At 34.4% G+C, this 11348-nt stretch carries 8 protein-coding genes; all 8 read left to right on the forward strand.

The window, feature by feature from the left end; translation table 11 throughout:
* Nucleotides 1–304: 304 nt before the first annotated feature.
* The 8 genes from NTX22_03485 (at nucleotide 305) to NTX22_03520 (ending at nucleotide 11240) form a co-directional block, all read left to right on the forward strand.
* A complete protein-coding gene (locus tag NTX22_03485; protein ID MCX6149569.1) occupies nucleotides 305–562 on the forward strand; it encodes a hypothetical protein in 258 nt (85 codons plus the stop codon).
* 469 nt (nucleotides 563–1031) lie between these two features.
* A complete protein-coding gene (locus tag NTX22_03490) occupies nucleotides 1032–3236 on the forward strand; it encodes a T9SS type A sorting domain-containing protein (protein ID MCX6149570.1) in 2205 nt (734 codons plus the stop codon).
* Nucleotides 3237–3296: 60 nt separating this feature from the next.
* Nucleotides 3297–4649: a YCF48-related protein gene (locus tag NTX22_03495; protein MCX6149571.1), complete on the forward strand. Its 1353-nt coding sequence runs from the start codon at nucleotides 3297–3299 to the stop codon at nucleotides 4647–4649.
* 241 nt (nucleotides 4650–4890) lie between these two features.
* Complete coding sequence (locus NTX22_03500) at nucleotides 4891–6522, forward strand: nucleoside recognition protein (protein ID MCX6149572.1); 1632 nt, start codon at nucleotides 4891–4893, stop codon at nucleotides 6520–6522.
* Nucleotides 6523–6535: 13 nt separating this feature from the next.
* Complete coding sequence (locus tag NTX22_03505; GenBank protein MCX6149573.1) at nucleotides 6536–7489, forward strand: D-glycerate dehydrogenase; 954 nt, start codon at nucleotides 6536–6538, stop codon at nucleotides 7487–7489.
* Nucleotides 7490–7835: 346 nt separating this feature from the next.
* Nucleotides 7836–8957 carry an alanine dehydrogenase gene (locus NTX22_03510; GenBank protein MCX6149574.1) on the forward strand — a complete coding sequence of 374 codons (1122 nt, stop codon included), beginning with the start codon at nucleotides 7836–7838 and terminating at the stop codon, nucleotides 8955–8957.
* A gap of 14 nt (nucleotides 8958–8971) precedes the next feature.
* Nucleotides 8972–10324: a 4-hydroxybutyrate CoA-transferase gene (locus tag NTX22_03515; protein ID MCX6149575.1), complete on the forward strand. Its 1353-nt coding sequence runs from the start codon at nucleotides 8972–8974 to the stop codon at nucleotides 10322–10324.
* A 223-nt stretch (nucleotides 10325–10547) separates the two neighbouring features.
* Nucleotides 10548–11240 carry a metallophosphoesterase gene (locus tag NTX22_03520; GenBank protein ID MCX6149576.1) on the forward strand — a complete coding sequence of 231 codons (693 nt, stop codon included), beginning with the start codon at nucleotides 10548–10550 and terminating at the stop codon, nucleotides 11238–11240.
* Nucleotides 11241–11348 lie beyond the last annotated feature (108 nt).

Genomic DNA, 11348 nt, shown 5'->3' on the forward strand with positions numbered 1-11348 from the left:
ATTGTTTTCAAGAAGTTCTCTTAGAATAATTACTTTTTGTTCAGCCGAGTAGTGTTTTCTTTCTCTCATTGTTGGAATCTCCATTTTTTATTTTACAAATATTATAATTTGAAAATTCCTTTTCCACTTGAAGCATTACAGATCAGTCATACTCGAAGAAAATGATTTTAGTACGGTAAACACGTTCAGTAGGTCGGACTCCACCACAGTGGACTGTTCGACCTACATAGTTTTTACCAATTGGATTTACATATTTCTCATTGGATTATTAACTACTCAAATAATATACAACTAACTTAAGAAAGTGTGCAACAACCAAAAAGGGATTCATCGGGAAGGTGATCAACTACTGCAAACAACCGAAAGTGGTGCAATTGAAACTGATGAAGATATTTTAAATATCGGACCAACTTCCGGTGTTGTAGAAATAAAGTTAAAGCAAATTATTCTTGACAAAAAAATTATATCGGAAGCGGTTAAGGGGGATGAAGTTACTTTTGAATGTAGCCAACGGGTTAGACCACATGATATGGTTTATAAGGTAGTTTCAATTACTTCCTAATTAAATAAGAGCACAGATGAAGAAACAACAAAATATTTTTATACAAGAAAAATTGGGGAAAATTTTCTCCTTAAAAAATTCTTGATATCATTGTTTTTTTTTTCGCATATTAATAACGGATTTAAGCAGGTTACTTTTGTAATCTAAGTTTCTTCAATAAGTCAGTTATTTTTTAATAAATATACGTTCTAAATAGTTGTGTTCTATAAATTAATTTTGGGAGGAAGTACATATGACTAGTACAAGCCAAAACAAAAACATACCTGCATTTATCTAAAAAGATAAACGAATAATTTCTATCATCCAGGGGAACCAATGATATCAAATAAAACAAAAATATTATTTTTTCCTTGCCTCGATTCCAAAAGTTAAGAATGAATAACGGAAAGCAATGGTTTTAATGAATGGTCCATAATGACCAGATAAATTTACTAATTAAATTAGCAATTATAATTAAAAGGAGTACGTTATGAGTCTCAAAAATGTTCTAAAATTTTCCTGCTTTGTTTTGGCGATTTTTTTATTAAACGCTAATACCGGGATAGCTCAGAAATTCAAATCTGATACATATGAGTTTAGAGATAACCTGCGTATTAATTCAAAAACTAAGATCGCTGAAATTATGTATTCTACAGATAAAACAATTTATAAAGGAACACCGGAACAAATTGCACGTCAATTTCTTCACGAGAACAAAACTGTTTTTGGTATAGACAATATTTCAGATTTGCAATTGCTTGAAGTAATAGAAAGTCCCGGCGGAAAACATGTTGGTTTCATCCAGACTTATAAAGGAATACCTGTATATGGTTCAGAAACAGTTGTTAGTATAAATGATAAAAACCAGGTAACAACTGTTGCAAACGGTTGTGTTCCATTGAAAGGTTTTAACAATACTTCTGTGAATGTTGGTAAGGAAAAAGCACTGAGTAACGCAAAAATAAAAGCAAAGATTATAGATGATAAACAACTTATTGCTGAACCCAAGCAAAAGCTATATATATACGCGGATTCATTATACAATCTTACTTTAGTTTGGAAAGTAAATATAACCGCTGATTCACCTGTAGGTAGTTGGGATATTCTGATAGACGTAAATACGGGTGATATAGTAAAGTTTGATGATGTTAGAGCATTAGTAAATGGACAAGGGAAAGTTTTTATTCCGGATCCAGTTACATATCTAAACAATACAAACCTTACTGATCAAAATAATACAGATTATACCGCAATTCAAAGCGCATATAGTACAGTAACTCTACCTAATTTATCTGCAGCCGACCAAAATGGTTGGTATTGGATATCCGGGACTTATGCCCGATCTTTTCAAATTTCAGCTCCAAATTATCCACAAGTAAGTAATACAACAGCCTCGTTTTTGCTAGACCGCAGCCAGCCTGGCTTTGAGGAAGTAAATGCCTATTATTTTATTGATGCCCAAAGGCAATACATTGGCTCTTTAGGTTTTTCACCCAAGTGGGATGGACATGATTATATTTATTTTGATGCACACGGAATAGAAGATGATAATTCCGCGTATATTCCAGACTATAAATGGATACTTTTTGGTGATGGCGGTGTTGATGGAGCTGAAGACCATAATACAATAATACATGAATATACACATGCAGTTCATGATGCTCTTATGACAGGAACAGGATTGGGGAATGGAGATGAAAAAACGATAGGCGAAGGTTCTGCTGATTACATGGCAGTTAGTTACAGAAGAACTCTTTCATCATTCCAACCGGATGTATGTTTCCCCTGGGATTTAAATGGAATGCCCGACCAGCGTTATTTAAGTTCTACCGTACAGTATCCTGATAATTGGACAGACTGGTATGCTGGTGGCACAGTTTGGGCTTCTACGCTGATGGATATACAAAACTATGGAGATATTGGGAGAGATGTCGCCCATAAACTATTACTTAAATCATTCAGTTATGCAAACAGTTCTATTATTGCTCCAGATCATGTTTTTTATGTAATGAGAGCTGATCAGGATATATATGGAGAGGCTCATTTAAGTTCTTTGGGAAAAGGTTTTTATAATAGAGGTTTTTTCAATCCTCGAAATAATCCAACACCAGCACACCCAAGCAATTTATTAAATGGAAACATTACATCAAGCACAACCTGGAATGGCATAAAATGGGTAAATGGTTATGTGTATATTAAACCCGGTGTATATGTTAGAAGCTATGCGTTTCTTTTTATTGGTGATAATCAAAGAATTGTTGTTGAAAATGGGGCAACTCTTGAAATTACAGGACCGTTAGTAAAATATTTTAGAGCTGATATACAGGTTAATCCTGGTGGGAATTTGATCTTTTCAAAGAGAGTCGGTGATAATGAATTAACAGAATCGGAATTACCTTCAGAATATAGCCTTCTTGGCAATTATCCCAACCCATTCAATCCAACTACAACAATAAAATATTCACTTCCAAAGGAATCTTCTGTTGAATTAAATATTTATGATATGCTTGGAAGAGAATTAAAAACTTATAATGTCAGTTCACAACAAGCCGGTTATAATGAAATAACCTGGGATGGACGAAACGAGAATGGAGAGTCAGTATCAAGCGGTGTTTATATTTATAAGATAAAATTCAAAACAAGAGGTAATTATAACACAGTTGAAAAATCAGCAAAATTAGTTTTGACTAAATAATCAAAAACCAATAGCGGGATATTTAGCTATCCCGCTTTTGTTATAAATTGGGCAGGTATTATGAAAAAAAAAATCCACTCTAAAATTTTTCTAATTTTTATATTGATAACAATATTTTTATGTAATAGTATTTTTCCACAAATATTGGAAAGGATAATTCCAGTATTTCCTTCGGCTGCCGACACTTTAGGAGAATATGCAAATGTCGTTTTTACAAATAAAGATACTGGATGGATTTATACGACTTTACGATTAATAAAACCTTATGGGGATTGTTATAATAAACTATTTCGAACTACTGATGGAGGCAAAAGCTGGGAGAAAAAAATATTAGAAATAGGTGTTTTTGATATTTATAGAATGTATACTAAAGAACCTGATTTTTTATTCGTAGTATATCATGGTAATAATATTTTAATAACACCAAACGGTGGTAGTAGTTGGGATTCATCAAAGATTGATGAGATGCAAAGCGGTATTAATAAAATACATTTTTTTAACGAGAGAGATGCAATTGCATTCAGTAATAACCGTTGGTTTACATCGGACGGCGGATATTCATGGAAAAAGGGAAATGTTACACAAAAAGAATTTCTATCACCATCAGATGTGTGTTTTGTGAATGATAGTCTCGGATGGATGCTAAGCGGTCACTATTTGATTACTGATGTAGGCATTATAGCCAACACAACAAACGGCGGCAGAACCTGGGCATATCAGGATTCCATAACTAGTTTATTATATGGCGTTGAATTTATTGATTCATTAAAAGGATTTGCAGTTGGTACAAATCGCAGTTTTAGCAATGGTTATATTTATAAAACAAAAGATGGTGGTAAAAACTGGGAAATAGAGAGATATGAAAATGTAGGTCCTTTCTGGGATGTGAGCTTTTTAGATAGTTTATATGGATGGATAAGTGGAACAGGAAGAATACTTAGAACAACAGATGGAGGGGAAACGTGGGAAACACAAGTAGAAGGATATACCGCATCATTTAAGCAGTTAATAATGCTTAAGAAAGATAAGACTGCTTATGTTTTTGGTGATGATTGGAATGGTAAAACGCATACGTTATTAAGAGCAGATTTAAGTAACCTAACTGAAGTAGAAGCTAAAAAGGAAACTAAGCCAAAGGAATTTCTATTATTCAATAATTATCCAAACCCATTTAACCCGACGACAACAATAAGCTACAACTTACCATCAGATGGAAGAGTTACAATTAAAGTTTATGATATGCTTGGAAGAGAAGTAAAAACGTTGGTTAATGATTATAAAAATGCAGGCAGCTATTCAGTTGTTTGGAATAGTAAGGATATTTATGACAATGAAGTTTCTTCAGGAATATATTTCTATAATATCAGGTTCAAGGATCAGTCATACTCGAAGAAAATGATTTTAGTACGATAAACACGTTCAGTAGGTCGAACACCACCACGGTGGACTGTTCGACCTACAGCTATTTAGCTACTTACAGGAAAGGATTCCCGCCAACCTGGGGACAATAACAATATCCATTCACTTCCGTTTTATAAGAAAATCCAAATAAAAAATCTCTCTGAATAATATTTTCAAAATCTTTTAGGAAATTTTCCTAAAACTATCATAAATTGCAGACAAAATTTTATTCCTCAAACTAAGGGAGAAATTAATGCTGAATTATGTGTGGCTCGGACTTATTGTTTTGGGAATTGGTGTTGCTTTATCGGTAGATGTTATTGATAAAAGCGAAAACAAATATCAAAACAAAACTCCCATTCCGGTTATGGTTCAATTTAACCAACCTTTTAACCAGGATTCTTCAAAAACGTTTGATGTAAAAATAAAAGTCGGAGCAAAGACTTTTAATTCATACTATCAGGCAAATTTAAAAAATGATTTTGAACAGCCAGCCAGGTTAACCTTCGACAAAATTAAAAAAAGTATAACTCTCTTTTTAAAAGTAAATGATAATACTCCGGCAATCTGGAAACAGATGGCAAAAGTTACTGGAAAGGAGGATGATCTTAACGGCACATTCTTGGTAAATAATTTTCTTTCTCCAACCGATGTTGAAGGTAAAATTATTTTGGAAGAAATATCATTTGCAAAAATGCGGGAAGTTACAAACTCCGCTCTGGAATATGCCGGCACCGCTGTAAACATTGCGCTCGGATTAATTGGTATAATGGCATTGTGGCTTGGAATTATGAAGATAGCAGAAGAAGCTGGCTTAATTAAAATTATGGCGAATGCACTAAAACCAATAACCAGATTTTTATTTCCGGATGTGCCATCAGATCACCCGGCAGTTGGCGCAATGATAATGAATATCTCTGCAAATATGCTTGGGCTTTCTAATGCAGCTACTCCTTTTGGATTGAAAGCCATGGAGGAATTAGATAAAATAAATCCAGAAAAAGGAACTGCAACAAATGCAATGTGCACATTCCTGGCAATAAATACCGCTGGATTAACTTTTATTCCAGCCTCGGCAATTGCAATTAGAGCCTCGATGGGAAGCTCTGATCCAGCAATTATAATTGGTACATCTATTTTTGGAGCAACCTGCGCAACAATAGTTGGAGTAACATCCGCAAAAATTTTAGAGAAATTTCCGATTAAGAAAAGTGAATTTGGGAATTGGGTTAAATCAAATTTGCGTCCGTTAGCTTTTTTGCTTGTAGCCATTGCTTTAATTTCTGGTCTGATTGCTACCGGAGTTGGAGCCTTAATTGGTTCGGCGTTAAGTTTTATTAATCCTGATCTTTTCAAAAATATTATTCAGGTCGTTTCTGCTTTAGCTATACCATTAATAATTTTCACATTTGTAACCTACGGTATTTTTAAGAAGGTTAAAATTTATGAGAAGTTTATCGAAGGTGCCAAAGAAGGATTTAATGTTGCTATAAGAATTATTCCTTACTTAGTTGCAATGCTTGTGGCAATAGGAATTTTTAGAGCTGGCGGAGCAATGGATTTTTTGATACTTCTACTTCGTCCGGCTACAGATTTAATTGGAATGCCTGCCGAAGCGCTTCCAATGGCTTTAATGCGCCCATTATCCGGTAGCGGATCACTTGGAATTATGGCAGAGATAATGAAAGTTCATGGGACTGATTCTTTTATCGGAATACTTGTATCAACATTTTTTGGTAGTTCTGAAACCACATTTTATGTGTTAGCAGTTTATTTTGGTTCTGTAAGTGTTGTTAGAACGCGTCACGCATTGGCTGCAGGTTTATTGGCGGATATAGCCGGAGCACTTGGTGCCTTGTTTATCGTGAAAATGTTGTTTGGATAAAATAGGTTTGTAAATGAAAGTTTTTATTACCCGGAAAATTCCTGATATAGCAGTTGAATTATTAATACAAAATGGAATTGATGTAGTTGTTTATGGAAAAGATAAACCAATTTCTAAAAATGAATTAATTAAATATTCCAAAGATGCTGATGGTATTATTGCATTGCTAACAGATAATTTTGATGCAACAGTAATTAATGAACTTAAGAATTGTAAAATAATTGCTAACTATGCTGTTGGGTACAACAACATTGATTTAATATCAGCTAAAAGGAAAAATATAATAATTACAAATACACCGGATATTCTTACAGATGCCACGGCTGATTTAACGATTGCACTGGTTTTATGTTGTGCAAGAAACATCATCGCAGGGCATCAGTTTGTTAGTAAAAATAATTTTACTGGTTGGAAACCGGAGTTGTTGCTGGGTGTTGAATTAAAAGGAAAAACATTTGGGATTATTGGCGCTGGTAGAATTGGGACTGCAGTGGCAATCCGGGCTAAAGCATTTGGAACCAACATTGTTTATTTCAGTAAAACCCAAAATCTGGGGTTGGAAAAATCATCCGGGGCAAAAAAAGTTTCTTTAACTCAACTTCTTAAAAATTCAGATATCATTTCTGTTCACTTACCGCTTACCAAAGAAACATATCATCTTTTAGATAAAGAAAAATTAAATCTAATGAAGGAAAAAGTTATTTTTATTAATACAGCACGAGGTGAAATTGCAGATGAAAAGGAATTGATAAATATGTTAAAAGCTGGAAAAATCTTTTCTGCTGGCTTTGATGTTTATGAAAATGAGCCGGAACTGAACAAAGAATTATTTAAACTTCCAAATGTTGTTTTACTTCCGCATTTAGGAAGTGCAACATTCGAAGCGAGAAGTGGAATGGCAAAACTGGCAGCAATGAATATCATCAACGTATTAAAAGGCAAGAAACCGGTTACGATTGTGGATTGATGATTGCGGATTTCAGAGTAATGATTATGGACTGAAGATTAAATCTGGGATTTTGCAAACCATTGGATGGAGTCGTCATTATCTGATTGTATATTTGGACTGTAAATGAATTGATTAACGGCTAAACTACACTTGAAATAAATTGGTTATTGGTTTCTTTAATGAGTCTGCTTTATTGAGTCGTTTGGTATAGAGGTATAAAGTGCAAAGTGTGGAAATATACCTTATCCCATTATATCTATTTAAGGAAAACTATTTTCCATTTAGTATATCTATTGACTAATGACCTACTGATAATTAACTTGCAATAGTAAAAACATATTTTTTCAATCAACTAAAGTATAATATGAGAATAGGCATACCAAAAGAAACCAGGTTGGAAGAGAAAAGAGTTGCTCTGGCACCTGCTGGAGTAGATTCACTTATCACTAATGGACATAGTGTTTTTATTGAAGCCGGTGCAGGTGCTGGTTGCCATTTTACTGATGAAGAATACAGAAAAGTTGGGGCTAATGTTGTTTACCGTGCAGAAGAAGTTTATCAACGGGCTGAGGTTATTACCAAAATTGCCCCACTTTCTGAAAATGAAACAGAGCTTTTGCAGGAAGAGCAAACAATTTTTGCATTCCATCATTTGGAAATTTCTAAAAAGAAAGTTCTTGATAGCTTACTTGCAAAAAAAATAACTTCAATTAGTTATGAACTTATTGAAGCTGATGGAAACTTAAATGTGCTGCAAACTATGAGTGAAATAGCCGGACAGGTTGCAGTTGAAATTGGCGAAAGATATTTACAAGCTGGACTTAATGTTAGCCGGGGAATATTGATGGGAGGAATTACTGGGGTAGCTCCGTCAGCGGTTGTAATTTTGGGTGCAGGTGTAGTTGGAAGAAATGCCGCACGTTCTGCTCTTGGAAGAGGTGCACAAGTTATCATTCTGGATAAAGATGTGAACAGATTAAAAAATATTGATTTCCTGTTTAACAAAAGAGTTACAACTGTTGTTGCAAATCCTTACACGGTGGCAAGAGGTGCAAAGTTTGCGGATGTTCTAATCGGCGCAGTTCTTATTAAAGGAGAAAAATCCCCACACGTTGTTACTGAAGAAATGGTAAAGTCGATGAAGAAAGGAGCGGTTATAGTTGATGTATCTATCGATCAGGGTGGATGTATTGCAACCAGTCATCCAACTTCTATTTCTGATCCAATATTTATTCAGCATGATGTAATTCATTATTGCGTTCCTAACTTACCAGCCTTAGTTCCAAGAACTGCAAGCTTTGGGTTAACAAATGCCTCAATCGAATATTTAATTAATATTGCTGATAATGGATTAGGTAATGCGCTTTTAAGTGATGCCGGGTTAGCTAAAGGTGTTTGTACCTTTAACGGTTTTTGTTCTAACGAACATATTGCAGAAATTTTTAATTTTGAATATAGAAGACTCCATATTTTTTCAACTAACTAAAAACGAGTGCAAGCATGATAATTGAAGGTGTTGGAGTGAATAAACCAAGAGGCGCTGCCTGGGTTAAAAATTATATGTCCAAGGTGGTATCTTCCGATGAAGCAGTTAAAGTAATAAAATCATATGATAATATTGTAGTACAACCTGGTTGCGCTGTTCCAATGGAATTGGTTAGAGCTATGGTTAGGAGAAAAGATGAGTTAGCAAATGTAAACCTCTATCATATCTTAACGGTTGGACCGCTTCCGTATACAGATCCTGGTATGGAAAAACATTTTAGACACACTGCATTTTTTATCGGAGGAAATACAAGAAAAGCTATAAATGAAGGGCGGGCTGATTTTGTTCCAATCTTTCTTTCTGAAGTTCCATTATTGTTTAAGAATGGAATCATTAAATCGGATGTTGCATTAATTAATGTATCTCCACCGGATGAACATGGTTTTTGCAGTTACGGTGTTGATGTTGGAACAATTAAAACACCAGCAGAAAAATCTAAAGTAATTATCGCTCAGATCAACAAGAATATGCCGCGCACATTGGGTGATAGTTTTATCCACGTAAGCAAAATAAAACATATTGTAGAGTACGATGAAGCAATTCAGGAACTTGCCCAGGTTGATCCTGATCTTACTGAAGAAACAAAAGATATTTTTAATAAAATTGGCAGCCACATTGCGGACCTGATTGAGGATGGTTCTACTTTGCAAATGGGTATTGGTGCTATTCCGGATGCGGTTCTTCAATTCCTAAAACACAAAAAGGATCTGGGGATACACACTGAAATGTTTTCTGATGGAATTGTTGAACTTATAGAAGATGGTATTGTAAATAATGAAAAGAAAACACTTCATCCCGGTAAAATTGTTGCAGGATTTATTTTAGGTACAAAAAAAAGCTACAATTTTATAGACAATAATCCTATTGCAGAATTCCATCCACAGGAATATGTAAACGATCCTTTTATTATTGCTAAAAACAACAAAATGGTTGCAATTAATTCTGCAATTGAAGTGGACCTAACGGGACAAGTTTGTGCAGATTCAATTGGAACGAAGTTTTATAGCGGGATTGGCGGTCAGGTAGATTTTGTTCGCGGAGCCGCACATTCTGATGGAGGTAAACCAATTATTGCGCTCCCATCAACTACAAAAGATTTTAAAATTTCACGCATCGTTACAACCTTAAAACCAGGGGCTGGGGTGGTTACATCGCGCGGCGATGTTCATTATGTAGTTACCGAATATGGGGTAGCTCATCTTTATGGAAAATCTGTCCGTGAAAGAGCCAAAGCATTAATTAATATTTCTCATCCAGCTTTTAAAGATGGGTTAACTGAATTTGCAAAAGCCAATTATAAAATCTGACAAATATCCGTGTAATTTAATGAGTAGAAAAAAAATGGTTGCCGGATTCTATAACCTGGTTATTGAATACCCAAAACTGGCGAAGCTAAACTGGTCTGAATTCGACAAGAAAAAAAGGGGAATTCCATTTTCGATTATAACCTAAAGTATGTATTTTCATTTTTCAATTTCTGGGTTGTAGAATTTATTTAATTTTAATACAGCCCAAGTAGAATGGATTAAAATGGTTGCAGTTATTGGTGATGTACACGGTTGTTATTTTACTCTGGAAACACTGTACACTAAAGTTGTTACAAAATACAATAACATCCCGGTATTATCTGTAGGTGATTTGGTTGACCGCGGAAATTATAGCTTTGAAGTTGTTAATTTTTTTATTGATAATGTAATTAGATTTACTCCTGGCAATCACGATTATATGTTTTACGATTTTTTTAAGAAACCAGAAAGTTTATTTGCACGGGCTTGGATTTACAATGGAAACGAAGCTACTATGCGTTCATATTCTAGCAAGGTTGATATGATTTCTTCGCATTTAAATTTTATTCGTTCTGCTCCATTATTTTACGATTTGCCGGATTGTTTTATTTCTCATGCAGGTATAGCAGATAAATACAAATCAAAACTTCCGAAAAATTTTCGGGAAGATTTGCGATCTGTTGCACCCTTAATCGAATCTATTTGGGAAGAAGAGGATGGTATTTTATGGTCCAGACAAAAACTGCTAAACATGGGAAAACTGCAACTGGTTGGTCATTCCAAACAGTCAGAGGTTCGCATCGATACAAGAGCTAACGCTGTGTATATTGATACAGGTGCCTGTGCAGGTAATAAACTAAGTTGTGCAATTGTAGAGAATAACAAAATTGTTGAAGTAATTTCTGAAAAAACAAATGCCAAAGATATCGCCAGGTAATTATGGTGTAGTTCACTTTTTATGAAGCAAAAATTTTTCCCTAAAATAAATTTGAATTTATAGTTGAAAATAAATAGATTTTCAAACAAAAAAGGAGAGTTTTAGCGA

The organism is Ignavibacteriales bacterium (genome assembly GCA_026390815.1).
Lineage (GTDB): Bacteria > Bacteroidota > Ignavibacteria > Ignavibacteriales > SURF-24 > JAPLFH01.

Bases quoted from the DNA above. Each gene is read 5' to 3' on its own strand.
- NTX22_03490 (MCX6149570.1), top strand. From the start codon at position 1,032: ATGAGTCTCAAAAATGTTCTAAAATTTTCCTGCTTTGTTTTGGCGATT.
- NTX22_03495 (MCX6149571.1), top strand. From the start codon at position 3,297: ATGAAAAAAAAAATCCACTCTAAAATTTTTCTAATTTTTATATTGATA.
- NTX22_03500 (MCX6149572.1), top strand. From the start codon at position 4,891: ATGCTGAATTATGTGTGGCTCGGACTTATTGTTTTGGGAATTGGTGTT.
- NTX22_03505 (MCX6149573.1), top strand. From the start codon at position 6,536: ATGAAAGTTTTTATTACCCGGAAAATTCCTGATATAGCAGTTGAATTA.
- NTX22_03510 (MCX6149574.1), top strand. From the start codon at position 7,836: ATGAGAATAGGCATACCAAAAGAAACCAGGTTGGAAGAGAAAAGAGTT.
- NTX22_03515 (MCX6149575.1), top strand. From the start codon at position 8,972: ATGATAATTGAAGGTGTTGGAGTGAATAAACCAAGAGGCGCTGCCTGG.
- NTX22_03520 (MCX6149576.1), top strand. From the start codon at position 10,548: ATGGTTGCAGTTATTGGTGATGTACACGGTTGTTATTTTACTCTGGAA.